The sequence below is a fragment of the Bradyrhizobium sp. 149 genome (genome assembly GCF_023073915.1).
GTDB lineage: Bacteria > Pseudomonadota > Alphaproteobacteria > Rhizobiales > Xanthobacteraceae > Bradyrhizobium.
The window spans coordinates 844,174-859,028 of sequence record NZ_JADPKK010000023.1 but is presented as its reverse complement, the minus strand read 5'-3'; the positions used below and the strand labels follow the sequence as shown (position 1 = coordinate 859,028).

The 14,855-nt window shown below is 64.3% G+C and carries 14 protein-coding genes; 8 read left to right on the top strand and 6 right to left on the bottom strand.

The window, feature by feature from the left end; all coding sequences use genetic code 11:
* Positions 1-7: 7 nt before the first annotated feature.
* Together IVA88_RS31855 and IVA88_RS31850 are read left to right on the top strand one after the other, a co-directional pair.
* Positions 8-805 carry a xanthine dehydrogenase family protein subunit M gene (locus tag IVA88_RS31855; RefSeq protein ID WP_247501132.1) on the top strand — a complete coding sequence of 266 codons (798 nt, stop codon included), beginning with the start codon at positions 8-10 and terminating at the stop codon, positions 803-805.
* Positions 806-821: 16 nt separating this feature from the next.
* Positions 822-2,285: an amidase family protein gene (locus IVA88_RS31850; protein ID WP_247501131.1), complete on the top strand. Its 1,464-nt coding sequence runs from the start codon at positions 822-824 to the stop codon at positions 2,283-2,285.
* 10 nt (positions 2,286-2,295) lie between these two features.
* On the opposite strand, the gene IVA88_RS31845 is transcribed toward IVA88_RS31850, so the two are convergent.
* Entirely contained in the window at positions 2,296-3,195 is a 900-nt protein-coding gene (locus tag IVA88_RS31845) for a LysR substrate-binding domain-containing protein (RefSeq protein ID WP_247501130.1), read from the bottom strand.
* A 198-nt stretch (positions 3,196-3,393) separates the two neighbouring features.
* On the opposite strand from IVA88_RS31845, the gene IVA88_RS31840 reads away from it, so the two are divergent.
* The gene (locus IVA88_RS31840) at positions 3,394-4,191 is read left to right on the top strand and encodes a fumarylacetoacetate hydrolase family protein (RefSeq protein ID WP_247501129.1); all 798 of its coding nucleotides are present in this window, start codon (positions 3,394-3,396) and stop codon (positions 4,189-4,191) included.
* 163 nt (positions 4,192-4,354) lie between these two features.
* Complete coding sequence (locus IVA88_RS31835; RefSeq protein ID WP_247501128.1) at positions 4,355-4,771, top strand: hypothetical protein; 417 nt, start codon at positions 4,355-4,357, stop codon at positions 4,769-4,771.
* A gap of 136 nt (positions 4,772-4,907) precedes the next feature.
* Here the strand turns inward: IVA88_RS31835 and IVA88_RS31830 are convergent, their stop codons facing one another.
* Entirely contained in the window at positions 4,908-5,759 is an 852-nt protein-coding gene (locus IVA88_RS31830; RefSeq protein WP_247501127.1) for a CoA ester lyase, read from the bottom strand.
* A 180-nt stretch (positions 5,760-5,939) separates the two neighbouring features.
* Between IVA88_RS31830 and IVA88_RS31825 the strand changes: the two genes are divergently transcribed.
* Entirely contained in the window at positions 5,940-7,106 is a 1,167-nt protein-coding gene (locus IVA88_RS31825) for an acyl-CoA dehydrogenase family protein (RefSeq protein ID WP_247501126.1), read from the top strand.
* 56 nt (positions 7,107-7,162) lie between these two features.
* On the opposite strand, the gene IVA88_RS31820 is transcribed toward IVA88_RS31825, so the two are convergent.
* From IVA88_RS31820 to IVA88_RS31810, 4 genes are all read right to left on the bottom strand, one after another.
* On the bottom strand, positions 7,163-8,749 hold the full coding sequence (locus IVA88_RS31820; protein ID WP_247501125.1) for an AMP-binding protein: 1,587 nt from the start codon (positions 8,747-8,749) through the stop codon (positions 7,163-7,165).
* A 33-nt stretch (positions 8,750-8,782) separates the two neighbouring features.
* Positions 8,783-9,418 (bottom strand): uracil phosphoribosyltransferase, encoded by a 636-nt coding sequence (gene upp, locus IVA88_RS31815; protein WP_247501124.1) that lies wholly within the window; start codon positions 9,416-9,418, stop codon positions 8,783-8,785.
* 155 nt (positions 9,419-9,573) lie between these two features.
* Positions 9,574-9,702: a hypothetical protein gene (locus IVA88_RS32510; RefSeq protein ID WP_256466865.1), complete on the bottom strand. Its 129-nt coding sequence runs from the start codon at positions 9,700-9,702 to the stop codon at positions 9,574-9,576.
* A 127-nt stretch (positions 9,703-9,829) separates the two neighbouring features.
* Positions 9,830-10,081, bottom strand: coding sequence for a hypothetical protein (locus IVA88_RS31810; protein WP_247501123.1), 252 nt, complete (start codon positions 10,079-10,081; stop codon positions 9,830-9,832).
* 624 nt (positions 10,082-10,705) lie between these two features.
* On the opposite strand from IVA88_RS31810, the gene IVA88_RS31805 reads away from it, so the two are divergent.
* From IVA88_RS31805 to kdpB, 3 genes are all read left to right on the top strand, one after another.
* Positions 10,706-10,795 (top strand): K(+)-transporting ATPase subunit F, encoded by a 90-nt coding sequence (locus IVA88_RS31805; RefSeq protein ID WP_008133410.1) that lies wholly within the window; start codon positions 10,706-10,708, stop codon positions 10,793-10,795.
* A 111-nt stretch (positions 10,796-10,906) separates the two neighbouring features.
* Positions 10,907-12,610 carry a potassium-transporting ATPase subunit KdpA gene (gene kdpA / locus IVA88_RS31800; RefSeq protein ID WP_247501122.1) on the top strand — a complete coding sequence of 568 codons (1,704 nt, stop codon included), beginning with the start codon at positions 10,907-10,909 and terminating at the stop codon, positions 12,608-12,610.
* A gap of 17 nt (positions 12,611-12,627) precedes the next feature.
* Positions 12,628-14,742 (top strand): potassium-transporting ATPase subunit KdpB, encoded by a 2,115-nt coding sequence (gene kdpB / locus IVA88_RS31795; RefSeq protein WP_247501121.1) that lies wholly within the window; start codon positions 12,628-12,630, stop codon positions 14,740-14,742.
* Positions 14,743-14,855 lie beyond the last annotated feature (113 nt).

Sequence of the window (14,855 nt, the reverse complement as noted above, 5' to 3'; positions counted from 1 at the left end):
GATAACAATGAAACCGTTTGCCTATCACCAGCCGGACCAGATTCCCCATGCTGCGAAGCTGCTCACCTCGATCGAGGACAGCAAGCTCGTCGCCGGCGGCATGACGCTGATCCCGACGCTGAAGCAGCGGCTGGCCAGTCCGCCTGCCTTGATCGACCTGTCGAGGCTCGGGAACCTCAAGGGTATCGCCGATGACGGCGCCACCATCACCATTGGTGCGATGACGCCACATGTGGTGGTGGCTGCCTCGAAGCTGGTGCAGGCAAGGATTCCCGGTCTGGCCGCACTGGCGTCGATGATTGGCGATCCCGCGGTACGCATCCGCGGCACCATCGGCGGCTCGGTCGCGAACAACGATCCGGCGGCCGATTATCCGGCAGGTGTGCTCGGCCTGGGCGCGACCATCGTCACCAGCACACGAGAGATCGCGGCTGACGGGTTCTTCCGCGGCCTGTTCGAGACCGCGCTTGAACCTGGCGAGATCATCACCGCGATCCGCTTTCCGGTGCCGCTCAAGGCCGGCTACGCAAAATTCAAGGCGCCGGCGTCGCGCTATGCGCTGGTCGGCGTGTTCGTCGCGAAATTCGCCGAGGGCGTTCGCGTGGCCGTGACCGGAGCAGGCTCCGGCGTGTTCCGCGTGCCCCCGATGGAGGAGGCGCTGTCGCAAAATTTCGATCCGTCTGCGATCGCGGCCATCAAGATCGACACCGACGGTCTCACCTCCGACATCCATGCCGAAGCCGACTACCGTGCGCATCTCGTCACGGTCATGACCAAGCGTGCCGTCGACGCGGCGCTCAGCTAGTCTTTTAGGGTTGATGATGACTGATGGTTCCGGCCGAACGGCCTTCCCGCCGTCGCCGACTGGCCTCGGCTCGCTTTCCGCAACCGAGATCATGGCCGGCTACCGGCGCAAGGCATTCACCCCGCGCGATGTCGTCGACGATACCATCGCCGCGCTGGAGGCGACGAACGAGACCTGCAACGCGGTGGTGACGCCGATGTACGAGCAGGCGAGGGCGGAGGCCGATCGTCTCACCAGGGAGATGCGCGCCGGCGATGCCAAGGGACCGCTCGCCGGCGTACCCGTCACGATAAAGGACCTTGTGTTTGTCGCGGGCGTGCCGGCCTATGGCGGCTCGCCGATGAACCATGCATTCGTGCCCGATGTCGACGCGGCGGTCGTCTCGGCGCTGAAGGCGGCGGGTGCGATCGTCACCTGCAAGACGACGACCTGCGAGTCCGGTTACAAGCTGACGGCGGACAGCCCGGTCACGGGCACCACGCGCAATCCCTGGAATCCCGGTCGCACCAGCGGCGGATCGAGCGGCGGCGCGGCGGCGGGCGTCGCCGCCGGCTGCGGTCCGATCGCGATCGGCACCGATGGGGTCGGCTCGATCCGTGTGCCCTCGTCCTTTTGCGGTGTGTTCGGCCTGAAGCCGACCTTTGGCCTCGTGCCGCGCTCACCCGGCTTCTCGCCACCATCCTGGGGCTCGCTCGCGCATACCGGGCCGATCACGCGCACGGTTGCGGATGCCGCGCTGACGCTGGAGATCATCGCCGGCTACGATCTACGCGATCCCGCAAGCCTGCCGGTGGCGGCACGGCGATTCAATACGAATGCCGAGCCGTTGAACGGCATTCGTATCGGCGCCAGCGTCGATCTCGGCTACGCCGCCGTCAGCCCCGAGGTGCGCGCGGCGTTCGGAAAGGCGCTGGTCATTCTCGACGCTTGCGGCGCGCAGGTCACCATGGATGGTCCTGGCCTCGATCCCGGTATCCTGGAGCACACGCTGAAGCCGATCGCCTTTACCGAACAGGCGGCCGCGGTCGAGACCAAGAGCACGGTCGATCTCGCCAGCTCCGAACCAGACTATCTTGATGTCATCCGTGCCGGCCGCCGCTACAGCGGCACGGACTATGTCGAAGCGGGTTATCGCCGCGGCCGGGTTCGCAGCGGCTTCCTGAAGCTTTTCGAGCGCGTCGATGCGCTGGTAACGCCGACGGTGGCGGTGACCGCGTTCGGAGCCGGCCGGATCGGTGTCGACACAGTCGACGGCAGCAAGGTCGATCCGCATCTGGGCTGGTCGCCCTTCACCTGGCCGATCAATCTCGCCGGCCTTCCGGCGGCGACGCTGCCCTGCGGCTTCGATCGTGATGGAATGCCGATCGGCCTTCAAATCGTCGCCCCCTGGCTCGACGAGCCCACGATCTTCCGGATCGCCGCTGCATTCGAGGCTGCGCAACCCTGGGCCAAATTCTGGCCGCAGATGGCATTGCGCTAGGAGGCGGAAACTACGATAGCTCGATCGGCCCGCCGCGGCCGCTGAGCTCTTCGTCGAGGCGCAGATAATGCGCGAGATAATCGTGCAACGCGTTTGCCGCCTTCGAGGTCGCGCCGCTTGACTTGTACAGCAGCAGCTCGATCTTCGGCAGTGGCGGCAAGCCCTCGTTCGAGCCGATCGCGCGCATCGCCGGCACCAGCGCGCTGCGGCCGAGCACAGTCACGGCCATGCCGGCGAAGGCCGCCGCCTGGAGGCCGCCGACGCTTTCGCTGACGCATGCGATGCGCCAGCGCAAATTCGCGCGTTCCAGCGCGTCGATCGCGTAGTCGCGATAGATGTTGCCAGGCGGCAGCAGCGCCAGCGGAATGGGCCGTTCCTGGTGCGCGGCGGACTGCTCGCCCGTCATCCAGACCAGTTGCTCGCGCCGCACCACCTGGCCGCCGGTAAAATCGTTCATGCGGGTGACGAGCGCGATGTCGACATCGCCGCGCTTGACGAGACCGACCAGCGGCGTCGAGAGCGCGCAATTGAGCTCGACCTGGACGCGCGGGAAGGATTTACGGAACACGCTGAGGATCTGCGGCAGCATGAAGGCGGCATAGAGATCGGGCGTGCCGAGCACGACCTGACCCTCGATCTCCTGTGACGCCAGCTGCGAAATCAATTCGTCATGCAACCGCAGGATGGATTTGGCGTAGGTGAGAACCGTGGTGCCGTCCTCGCTCAGTGTCAGCCGGCGGCCGGCATGCTCGAATAACTGCTTGCCGGTGAGCTCCTCCAGCCGCTGCAATTGCAGGGTGATGGCCGGCTGGGTGCGGCCCAGCCGACGCGCAGTCTCGGTGATACTGCCGGTCTCGACCACGGAGATCAGCGACCGGAGCATGCGGATGTCGAGGCTGATGAGGTTCATGCGGCGTCCCTGTCGCCCAGAATTTATGCAAGTTCCATGCTAGGGCTAAGGGCGCTGGCTTGGAAGGCTCGGCCGCAGGCGGCCTGTTCTCACAATGAGAGGACGTGCCAGTCCAGCGTTGCTGGCATACTGAATATCGACCATCAGGCGGGCCGGCACGCATGACGCGCCCAACGAACATAAAAGGGAGCACAAATCATGAAAGAGACCTCACCAACGCGGCGTGAGCTGCTCGCAATTGCTGCGGCGGCAAGTGCTGCTTCGATCGCGGAAGTTGTGCCGGCTGCGGCGCAGGCGGGGCCGAAGCCGCTCTTCCCGGTGCCGATGGTCACCATCCCGATTGTCGGCGAAACCAGCGTGTTCCAGGTCCGCCGCATCTACTGCATCGGGCGCAACTATGCGGCGCACGCGATCGAGCGCGGTTCGGACCCGAACCGCGAGCCACCGTTCTTCTTCCAGAAGCCAACCGATGCAATCCAGAACGTCGCTGTGGGCGAGGTCGCCGATCATCCCTATCCGTCGCTGACCAAGAACTATCATCACGAGGTCGAGCTGGTCGCCGCACTGAAGTCCGGCGGCTCCAACATCCCGGCCGAGAAGGCGCTCGATCATGTCTATGGCTACGCGCTCGGCCTCGACATGACCCGGCGCGATCTCCAGAACGGGATGGCCGCGGAGAAGAAGCCCTGGGAGATCGGCAAGAGCTTTGACCACGCCGCGGTGATCGGCCCGATCCACCCGGCCAGCAAGACCGGTCATTTCGACAACGGCGCGATTTCGCTGGCGATCAACGGGAAGGTGAAGCAGAACTCCGATCTCAGCAAGATGATCTGGAGCGTCGCCGAGCAGATCGCAAAGCTCTCGGAAGCGTTCGAACTCAAGGCCGGCGACATCATCTATTCCGGCACGCCGGAGAATGTCGGTCCGGTCGTGAAGGGCGACGTGCTGCTGTGCAAGCTCGAGGGCCTGCCGGACATGTCGATCAAGATCGTCTGATTGATTGTGGCGGTGGCCGTCGGCCCCGCCGCCTCGGCGACGTTCTGAAACAGAGGCCTTTGAATTGCCGGAGTTCCAGCGGCGATGGCCCTGCGTTGGGCAACGAACTAACTTCGTGCAGCCATATTTAAGTATGAGTCACTCCCGTGAGGGAGACGCTCCGATGAACAAGGCTCTGATCACTGCCATCGTGATGCTGGCTAGCGTGCCTGCAAGCGCCGCCGCACAGGAACGAGCTGGTGCTGCGGCATTGGGAGCCGTGTCAGGCGCCGTCGTGCTGGGCCCGATCGGCGCCGTCGCCGGCGCGGTGGTCGGTTATACCGCCGGGCCTGCAATCGCCCGGTCCTGGGGCGTGAGAGGTTCACGTTCGGCGAGACACCGGCAGCCGCCGCGCCGCGAAGCCTACCGCGCAACCGCGACCGGCGTTCCGCCGCGCGCACGCGAGGCGATGGATGCGAACGGCCAGATGAGAGCTGCCGGCAATCCGCCGGTTCAAGCCGCCCCTGCGGTGCAGCCCGTTCAAGCTGTTCCTGCGGTGCCTGCGCAGACCACGCCGCCGCCGATTCAGGGATTTGACTGAGGTCAGCTCAGGCCGCTGCCTTCGGCCGCAATCGGTCGACAGTCCGAGCGATCAGCGCGGCCACCTCCGGCACCTTCCATGATCTCCAGGACGTTTGCGGCTTGGCGAACGATCGTGGTGAGGCTTGCAACCTGATCTAGGGCTGGCCGAGGATTTTCCTCGCGGCGCGAAGATGCGGCTTGTCGATCATCTGACCGTCGAGGCGCAGCGTACCGGAATTCGGATTGTTCGCGAACGTCGCGATCACCTTCTCCGCCCAATTGCGCTCGGCTTCGGTCGGCTCGAATGCCGCATTGACCACGTCGACGTGCTTGGGATGGATCAGCGCCTTCGCCGAGAATCCATCGCGCCGCGCGGCGCGCGTTTCCTGCTCCAGCCCAGCCAGATTGTCGATGTCGGTATAGACGGTGTCGATCGGCGCGACCTCGGCCGCAGCGGCCGCCATGAGGCAGAGATCGCGGGCCAGACGATAAGGGCTGTGGAACACGCCGCCTGACGCCTTTTCAGTGGCGCCGAGCGAGGCCGAAAGATCTTCCGCGCCCCACATCAGGCCCGCGAGGCGAGGGGAGCAGCCCTTGTAGCTGCCGAGCCCGAAGATCGATCCTGCGGTTTCCGTCGCCACGCAGACGATGCGCGTTGAGCCGATTGCGAGACCAGCCGCAACTTCCAAAGCTTCGAGCCAGCTCGCGATCTGCCGCACGTCGTCGCCGCCTTGCGATTTCGGCAGCACAATGCCGTCGGGCTTGCCTGGAATGACGGCGGCGAGGTCAGCGAGCGTCATGCCGGTGTCGAGCGCGTTGACGCGGACATAGAGCTGATGGCGGCCGCGAGAACCTTTCAGCATCGCCAGCGTCAACCCGCGCGCCTCCGGCTTCTTGTCGGTGACGACGGAGTCTTCGAGATCGATGATCAGCGCGTCGGCCTTGCCTTCGCTGGCCTTCTCGAATTTACGCGGGGAGTCGCCCGGCACGAACAGCATCGAACGCATCAAGTGGTCCCTCTTTCATTATTGCCGTGCGGCGGCATTTGCCGTTGATTGATCGTTCCGGTCGGACGATCCCAGACACATGACGTCAGCCATGGTACACCCACTTGACAGGGAAATTGACGTTTATGTACTCAGATTTTCGAGCTCAAGAGCGCGAGTGGCCGCAAGGAGATTAAGCACATGGATTTCGCGCTCACCGATCAGCAGGAGGCCATTCGCGACGCCATCGCGAAGATCTGCGAAGGCTTTCCCGATGCCTATTGGCTGAAGAAGGACCACGACGGCGGCTTTCCGCACGACTTCCACAGGGCGCTGGCCGACGCCGGCTGGCTCGGCATCTGCGTGCCGGAAGCTTACGGCGGCTCCGGGCTCGGCATCACCGAAGCCGCGATCATGATGCGCGCCATCGCCGAATCCGGCGCCGGCATGTCGGGCGCATCCGCCGTGCACATCAACGTGTTCGGGCTCAACCCCGTCGTCGTGTTCGGCACCGAGGAGCAGCGCAAGCGGATGCTGCCGCCGATGGTCGAAGGCCGCGAGAAGGCGTGCTTCGCCGTCACCGAGCCCAACACCGGCCTCAACACCACGCAACTCAAGACCCGCGCGGTGGCCAAGAACGACCGCTACATCGTCAACGGCCAGAAGGTGTGGATCTCGACCGCACAGGTCGCCCACAAGATCCTGCTGCTGGCGCGCACCACGCCGCTGGAGGACGTGCGCTCGCCGACGCATGGGCTGAGCCTGTTCTACACGGACTTCGACCGCAACAAGATCAAGGTCCACGAGATCGAGAAGATGGGCCGCAAGGCCGTCGATTCCAACGAGCTGTTCTTCGAGGACTTTGAAATCCCAATGGAAGACCGGATCGGCGAAGAAGGCAAAGGCTTCCAGTATATCCTCGAAGGCATGAACCCGGAGCGCATCCTGATCGCGGCGGAAGCCGTCGGCCTCGGCAAGCTCGCGCTGTCGCGCGCGGCCGAATACGCAAAGACCCGAATCGTGTTCAACCGGCCGATCGGCAAGAACCAGGGCATTCAGCACCCGCTGGCCGTAAACTGGGTTGAACTCGAGGCGGCCTGGCTGATGGTGATGTCGGCAGCCTGGCAATACGACAGGGGCATGCCCTGCGGCGGCGCCGCCAATGCCGCAAAATACCTCGCGGGCGAAGCTGGCTTCCACGCTTGCGAGCAGTCTGTGATGACCCATGGCGGTTTCGGCTATGCCAAGGAGTTTCACGTTGAACGCTATTTGCGTGAAAGCCTGATTCCGCGCATCGCACCAGTGAGCCCGCAGCTCGCGTTGAGCTTCATCGCGGAAAAGGTGCTTGGTCTGGCCAAGTCTTACTGAGCATTCCGCGCTGCGCTATCGGCGCAGCTTTGTCGATGAAGCGAAGCCCGTAGACGCTATTCAGCGGCGATCCGGTCCATCGCCATGGCCCGAAGCCTGGCGCGCTGGATCTTGACCCCGTTGGCACTGTCGGTGACGGGGAAGGCGTCCACGAGATAGATCCGCGCGGGCACCTTGTAGCCGGCAAGTCGCTCACGCAGGTGTGCGACCAGCTTGTCCTGCCGTGGCGGCTCTGTGTGAGGTCCCTGGGCCGGGATCACGAAGGCGACGCAGCGCGCCTGTCCCTTCAGATCGATGGCAACCACTTGGGCGTCGGCCACACCAGCGCACGATTTGAGCTCGTCCTCGATCTCGCCCGGCGCAACGAGGAAGCCGCCGAGCCGCATCGCATCACCCGCGCGGGTTTCGTAGACGAAGGCGCCGCCACCCCGCAGACGGCCGATGTCGCCGGTGCGGAAGAAGCCGTCGGCCGTGATCGCATCGCGCGTCGCGTCCGGGTTATTGAAATAGCGGAGGAAGCGCGACGGCGCGCTGATCTCGATCTCGCCGGAGACACCTGGGGCCGCGAGCTCGCCGGTCTCCGTGTCGCGCACACGCACAATCGTGTCAGGCGACATCGGCCAGCCGCCGCCCTCGATGCGATCGGCGAAGCAATCACTGGAGCGTGCGATCGAGAACAGTGCCTGCACCTCGCTCGAACCGTAGAGGCCGAACAGGGGCATGCCGCGCGCCTCGGCCTCCACGGCGAGCTCGCGCCAGCCGGGCTGGAACGCGGCGAAGCCACAGACTTCGAGATGCGGAAACGGGCGCGACGCCTCAGTGAGCGCGAGGATGCGGCGGAACATCTCGTCCGAGCCAAAGGAGTGCGTGATCCTGCACTCGCGGAGAATCTTGAGCGCCGGCGCCGCCTCGAAGGCGTCGAGCGCATGGACGGTCGCGCCCGCTGCGACGAAGCCGAGCAGGCTCGTCATGCCAAAGGTGCCGCAGAACGGCAGCATCGCCAGCAGCGAATGGCGCTGCGGCGAGAGTTTTAGCGCCTCGGCGACCGAGGCGGCATGTGTGGCCAACGTTCGCTGCGAATGCGCGACAAGCTTCGGCCCCTTGGTGGTGCCCGATGTCGTGTAGAGCAGAACCGGCAGGTCGAAATCGTCCTGAGCCGGCAGGGCGGGCGGATAGGGCTTCTCGAAGGCATCGAAGCGCACGCATGGCCATTGGGCGGCAATCTCATCCCCACCCACAACTGCAAGCTTTTGGAGCGCAGGCACCTCGTCCCTGGCGATGTCGGCGAGGATAGCGGCAAAGTCGATCGAGCGGAACGCGGCTTCGACCACCGTCAGCCTGGCGCCGGACAGCTTCAGGAGATGCGCGACCTCCGCGCTGCGGTAGCGCGTATTGACGGCGGCGACGATTGCGCCAAGGCGGGCGGCGGCGAACAGCAGCGCGATCCATTCGATCCGGTTGACCAGCCAGACCGCGACGACGTCGCCCTTGCCGATGCGTTGCGCGGCGAGCCAGGCGGCAGTCTGCTCGATCTTTTCTGAGAATTCCGCGCGCGAGACCCATGTGCCGTCGAACACGAAGGCCGGATCAGCGGCGGCCTCGGTGCGGATCAGCGATTGTAGCGAAAATTCGTTGGTAGGCATGGCAACCGAAGTAACCCGATCGCACAAAGCTGTCTACTTGGTGCCGAACATCCGGTCGCCGGCGTCGCCTAGGCCCGGCACGATGTAGCCGTGGTCGTTGAGCCGCTCGTCGATCGCGGCGGTCCAGACCGGCACGTCCGGATGCTCGCTCTGGAACTGCGCGATGCCTTCAGGGGCGGCCAGCAGGCAGACGAAGCGGATGTCGCGGGCGCCGCGCGCCTTGAGCAGGGAGGCGCCGGCGCAGGCCGAGTTGCCGGTTGCCAGCATCGGGTCCATCAGGATCACGGTGCGGTCCGACAGGTCCTGCGGCGCCTTGAAGTAATATTCCACGGCCTGCAACGTATCGGGATCGCGGTAGAGCCCGATATGGGCGATGCGCGCCGAGGGCATCAGCGCCAGCATGCCGTCGAGGAAGCCGACGCCCGCGCGCAGGATCGGCGCCAGCGTGAGCTTCTTGCCGGCGATCTTCGGCGCCTGCATCGGCGCAATCGGCGTCTCGATCTCGACCAGCTCCAGCGGCAGGTCGCGCGTCACCTCGTAACCGAGCAGCATCCCGATCTCGTTCAGGATCTCGCGAAAGCTCTTGGTCGAGCGGTCCTTCTCCCGCATCAGGGATAGCTTATGCTGGACCAGGGGATGGGCGACGACGTTGACGTTGCTGATGCTCATGAAACCGATCTACACGGTTCCGTGAAACCGCGCCAGATCGGCCAGGTGTTTTTGGTGCGGGATATGTGGCTTCAAGCGGGCATCGAGACCGCGCTGCGGAGCCGATTGCTCGCCTCGAAGGCAGCCATGGTCAATTCGCGGTCGATTGCCTGAGGTTAGGCTCCGAGCGCGCGCACCACGAGTGTGATGACGAGCGTCAGGACGGCGCCCCAGACCAGGCTTAAAGTCACCGTCAGGACGGTCGTGGTGACCGCCTGCTCCAGATTTCGCTTGCGCGGCTGCACGCTAGCTGTCCGAAGTTGGCGTCGCCGCGATGCGCGTGCCGAGCAGGAGCACCGCCATCAATGCGACCAGGATGATGATCTTCAGCTCGACCATTTGCTGACTACCTCACGGTTTAGGGGGAGCTGGTCACGCCTGAAGGCGCCAGACATAGATCGCCGTCTTCAGCGCGATTAGCGTCAGCGCCAGTGCGGCATCGGCCCAGACTTCCGCGTCGACCAGTCGCATGACGCGCGCGGTGCAGCCGTTTTGTCCAAGCGAGGGGAAGTGCCGGCAGGCGTGGTCGATGATCTCGAGCATCAACGGTCGCGTCATTGCGTGCGCATCGCGCAGGCGTTCGCTGAACGAAGGTGGATCGTAATGTCGGAGTGCGGCGGTCATGTTCAGGCCTCCTGGAATTGGTGTCGGTCAATCGGCCGGCATGCCCAAGATGGCTGGAAGCACGTTTGAAAACGAGATGAGGAGCGGGCGAGAGATCCAAGAATTGCATAAGTGTGCATATGCCTTCGGGTAAGAGGCCAAAGACAGCGCTCATTCTTGACTGTCATCGCCATCAAAAGGTGAAGGCTTATAGAAACCGGCATTTTGAAAAGACCATCCCCACAGTCTGCCTTAAGGATGGGTAGCGATGGTGACGGTGGATCGCGTCGCTGCGCCACCTGCCCGGAAAGACCGCCTGGAATGCGTTGTCAGTGTCGCATCGCCGCTGGCGAAGACGTGCCGGCCTTTATGAGATTCCTATAACTTCGCCATAGGCCTCATCTCGAAAATCTATGCACGCGGTGGCACTTCAGCACGGTGAAAGTCCCGGCCGGGCGCAGACGCCCGTTGCAGTCGCGCGGAGCAAGCGGCCTGCCGGCATCGAGAGATTGGTTACGCCGGATACCGTCTAGCAATAAGGAGTATCGCCATGATGGACATTCTGATGCTGGCGCTGGGCTTCGTCTTTTTTGCCCTTGCGATCGGCTACACCTACGCCTGCGAACGGCTGTGACGGAGCGGACCATGATTTTCGATTATGCGCTCGCCGGCACCGTTTCGTTTGGCCTCCTGATCTACCTCACTTACGCGCTGCTTCGGCCTGAACGGTTCTGACCGTGCTGCTTCTCCTCGAATTACTGCTGGCGGACGCCGTGCTCGTTGCCTGCCTGCTCTCGGTGCTCCTGCCGCTCATGCGCTGGGCACCAAGCCTGAAGGGTTGATTCCATGACTGTGATCGGTTGGCTCCAGATCATTCTGTTTTGCGTCATTATCGTCGCGCTGACCAAGCCGCTCGGCTGGTACATGACGCGCGTGTTCAACGGCGAGCGGACGTTCCTGTCGCCGGTGCTGCGGCCGATCGAGGCCGGCATTTACAGGTTCTCCGGCGTCGACGAGAAGCGCGAGCAGCATTGGCTGAATTATACGGTCGCCATGCTGTTGTTCCACGTCGGCGGCTTCCTCATCATCTACGGCGTGATGCGGCTGCAGGCGGTACTGCCGTTCAATCCTGCCGGGCAGTCGGCGGTCGCCGCGGATCTGTCCTTCAACACCGCGGTCTCCTTCATCACCAACACCAACTGGCAGAACTACGGCGGCGAAAGCACGCTGTCCTATCTCGTGCAGATGCTCGGCCTGACGCACCAGAACTTCCTGTCCGCGGCAACCGGCATCGCGCTGGCGGTCGCCCTGATCCGCGGCTTCTCGCGCGCCTCGGCGCGCACCGTCGGAAATTTCTGGGTCGACGTGGTCAGGTGCACACTCTACGTCCTGCTGCCGATCTGCGTCGTCTACACGCTGTTCCTCGTCTCCCAGGGCATGCCGCAGACGCTCGGTGGCTATGTCGAGGCGACGACGCTCGAAGGCGTCAAGCAGACCATCGCGGTCGGGCCGGTCGCCTCGCAGGTCGCGATCAAGATGCTTGGCACCAATGGCGGCGGCTTCTTCAACGCCAATGCCGCGCATCCCTTCGAGAATCCGACCGCGCTGTCGAACTTCGTGCAGATGCTGTCGATCTTCGCGCTCGGCGCGGCGCTCACCAACGTGTTCGGTCGCATGGTCGGCAACCAGCGCCAGGGCTGGGCGATTCTCTCCGTGATGGGCGTGCTGTTCCTGGCGGGCGTCGCCGTCACCTATTGGGCGGAAGCCAGCGGCACCTCGACCCTGCATGCGCTCGGCCTGACCGGCGGCAACATGGAGGGTAAGGAGGTTCGCTTCGGCATCGTCGCGTCCTCACTGTTCGCCGTGATCACGACCGCCGCGTCTTGTGGCGCGGTTAACGCCATGCATGACAGTTTCACTGCGCTTGGCGGCATGATCCCGCTGATCAACATGCAGCTCGGCGAGATCATCGTCGGCGGCGTCGGCGCCGGCCTGTACGGCATGCTGGTGTTCGTCGTGCTCGCGATCTTCGTCGCTGGCCTGATGGTCGGTCGCACGCCGGAATATGTCGGCAAGAAGATCGAGGCCCGCGAGGTCAAGATGGCGATGCTCGCGATCCTGGTGCTGCCGCTGATGTATCTCGGCTGGACCGCGGTCGGCGTGGTCTACCCGGCGGCGGTCGCCTCGATGGCGAACGCCGGGCCGCATGGCTTCACCGAGGTGCTCTATGCCTTCACCTCGGCGACCGGCAACAATGGTTCGGCCTTCGCGGGTCTCACCGGCAACACGATCTTCTACAACCTCACGCTTGCAAGCGCCATGTTCGTCGGCCGGTTCTTCATGATCGTCCCGGCGATGGCGATTGCGGGTTCGCTGGCGGCCAAGAAGTCGATCGCGCCGTCGGCGGGCACGTTCCCGACCACGGGCGGCCTGTTCGTCGGCCTCGTCGTCGGCGTCATCCTAATCATTGGCGGCCTGACCTTCTTCCCGGCGCTCGCGCTCGGTCCGATCGTCGAGCATCTCGCGATGAACGCCGGCAACCTCTTCTGATGACTGGAGTGACCTCCATGGAAACCATGAAACTGCAAAAGCGGGCGTCCGTCTCGGCGATGCTCGACCCCAAAATCGTCGTGCCCGCGATCCGCGCGTCCTTCATCAAGCTCGATCCGCGGTTGATGGCCAAAAACCCCGTGATGTTCGTGGTCGAGGTCGTGGCCGCGCTCACCACCGTGATTTTCCTGCGCGATATCCTTACGGGAGGTGTCGGCCTGGGCTTCACTTTCCAGATCATCCTCTGGCTCTGGTTCACGGTGCTGTTCGCCAACTTCGCCGAAGCGGTCGCCGAAGGCCGCGGCAAGGCGCAGGCCGATTCGCTGCGCAAGACCCGCACCGAGAGCCAGGCCAAGCTCCTGAGCGGTGCAGGTCAGGCGGTCAAGCGCGTGCCGGGCACAAGTCTCAAGGTTGGGGACATCGTGCTGGTCGAGGCCGGCGATACCATTCCCTCCGACGGCGAGGTAATCGAGGGCGTCGCGTCCGTTAACGAGGCCGCGATCACCGGCGAGTCCGCGCCTGTCATCCGCGAATCCGGCGGCGACCGTTCAGCGGTAACAGGCGGCACCCAGGTGCTGTCGGACTGGATCCGCGTGCGGATCACGGCAGCGCAGGGCTCGACCTTTATCGATCGCATGATCAAGCTGGTCGAGGGCGCCGAGCGGGCGAAAACGCCGAACGAGATCGCGCTCAACATCCTGCTGGTCGGCCTCACCATCATCTTCGTGTTCGCCACCATCACCATTCCGAGCTATGCGGCCTATGCCGGCGGCTCGATCTCGGTGGTCGTGCTGGTCGCGCTGTTCGTGACCTTGATCCCGACCACGATCGGTGCGCTGTTGTCGGCAATTGGCATCGCCGGCATGGACCGCCTGGTCCGCTTCAACGTGCTGGCGATGTCCGGCCGCGCCGTCGAGGCCGCCGGTGACGTCGACACGCTGCTGCTGGACAAGACCGGGACGATCACGCTTGGCAACCGGCAGGCAACGGCCTTCCGTCCCGTGCGCGGCGTGACCGAGCAGGAGCTCGCGGACGCGGCCCAGCTCGCCTCGCTCGCCGACGAGACGCCGGAGGGCCGTTCGATCGTGGTGCTCGCCAAGGAGAAATACGGCATCCGCGGCCGCGACATGGCCGAGCTGGGAGCCACCTTCATCCCGTTCACGGCGCAGACCCGCATGAGCGGCGTCGATGCCGGCGGCTCGTCGGTCCGCAAGGGCGCGGTTGACGCGATGCTCAACTATGTCGGGGGCGGTGCACCGCTGGTGGTCGCCTCAGGCAACACGGCTCGTTCCATCCAGCCGGCCGGACTCTCGGACATCGGCCGCGAGGTCCAGACCATTGCCGACGAAATATCGAAAGCTGGCGGCACGCCACTGGCGGTCGCCAGGGACGGCAAGCTGTTCGGCGTCATCCAGCTCAAGGATATCGTGAAGGGCGGCATCCGCGAGCGCTTTGCCGAGCTGCGGCGCATGGGCATTCGCACCGTGATGATCACCGGGGACAATCCGATGACGGCCGCCGCGATCGCAGCGGAAGCCGGCGTCGACGACTTCCTGGCGCAGGCAACCCCCGAGGACAAGCTCAAGCTGATCCGCGACGAGCAGGCCAAAGGCAAGCTGGTGGCGATGTGCGGCGACGGTACCAACGATGCGCCTGCGCTCGCGCAGGCAGACGTCGGTGTCGCCATGAACACCGGCACGCAGGCGGCCCGCGAAGCCGGCAACATGGTCGACCTCGATTCCAACCCGACCAAGCTGATCGAGGTGGTCGAGATCGGCAAGCAGCTCCTGATGACGCGCGGCGCGCTGACCACGTTCTCGATCGCCAACGACGTCGCGAAGTACTTTGCCATCATTCCCGCGATGTTCCTGGCGTTCTACCCCCAGCTCAACGTGCTCAATGTCATGAACCTGTCGAGCCCGCAGAGCGCCATCCTGTCGGCAATCATCTTCAACGCGCTTGTTATCATCGCGCTGATCCCGCTGGCGCTGAAGGGAGTCGCTTATCGCGCGGTCGGGGCCGGCGCACTGCTCCGGCGCAACCTCTTGATCTACGGCCTCGGCGGTATCGTCATTCCCTTCATCGGCATCAAGGCGATCGACCTCGTGGTCGTGGCCTTGCACCTGGCTTAACCCCGTCATTGCGAGTGAAGCGAAGCAATCCGGAATTCTTGCAACGGCTGAGAGACTGGATTGCTTCGTCGCTTCGCTCCTCGCAATGACGAAAGAGATAGGAGAAAAAACAC

Coding starts and splice junctions, on each gene's coding strand:
- IVA88_RS31855 (WP_247501132.1), top strand. CDS start 8: ATGAAACCGTTTGCCTATCACCAGCCGGACCAGATTCCCCATGCTGCG.
- IVA88_RS31850 (WP_247501131.1), top strand. CDS start 822: ATGACTGATGGTTCCGGCCGAACGGCCTTCCCGCCGTCGCCGACTGGC.
- IVA88_RS31845 (WP_247501130.1), bottom strand. CDS start 3,195: ATGAACCTCATCAGCCTCGACATCCGCATGCTCCGGTCGCTGATCTCC.
- IVA88_RS31840 (WP_247501129.1), top strand. CDS start 3,394: ATGAAAGAGACCTCACCAACGCGGCGTGAGCTGCTCGCAATTGCTGCG.
- IVA88_RS31835 (WP_247501128.1), top strand. CDS start 4,355: ATGAACAAGGCTCTGATCACTGCCATCGTGATGCTGGCTAGCGTGCCT.
- IVA88_RS31830 (WP_247501127.1), bottom strand. CDS start 5,759: ATGCGTTCGATGCTGTTCGTGCCGGGCGACTCCCCGCGTAAATTCGAG.
- IVA88_RS31825 (WP_247501126.1), top strand. CDS start 5,940: ATGGATTTCGCGCTCACCGATCAGCAGGAGGCCATTCGCGACGCCATC.
- IVA88_RS31820 (WP_247501125.1), bottom strand. CDS start 8,749: ATGCCTACCAACGAATTTTCGCTACAATCGCTGATCCGCACCGAGGCC.
- upp (WP_247501124.1), bottom strand. CDS start 9,418: ATGAGCATCAGCAACGTCAACGTCGTCGCCCATCCCCTGGTCCAGCAT.
- IVA88_RS31810 (WP_247501123.1), bottom strand. CDS start 10,081: ATGACCGCCGCACTCCGACATTACGATCCACCTTCGTTCAGCGAACGC.
- IVA88_RS31805 (WP_008133410.1), top strand. CDS start 10,706: ATGATTTTCGATTATGCGCTCGCCGGCACCGTTTCGTTTGGCCTCCTG.
- kdpA (WP_247501122.1), top strand. CDS start 10,907: ATGACTGTGATCGGTTGGCTCCAGATCATTCTGTTTTGCGTCATTATC.
- kdpB (WP_247501121.1), top strand. CDS start 12,628: ATGGAAACCATGAAACTGCAAAAGCGGGCGTCCGTCTCGGCGATGCTC.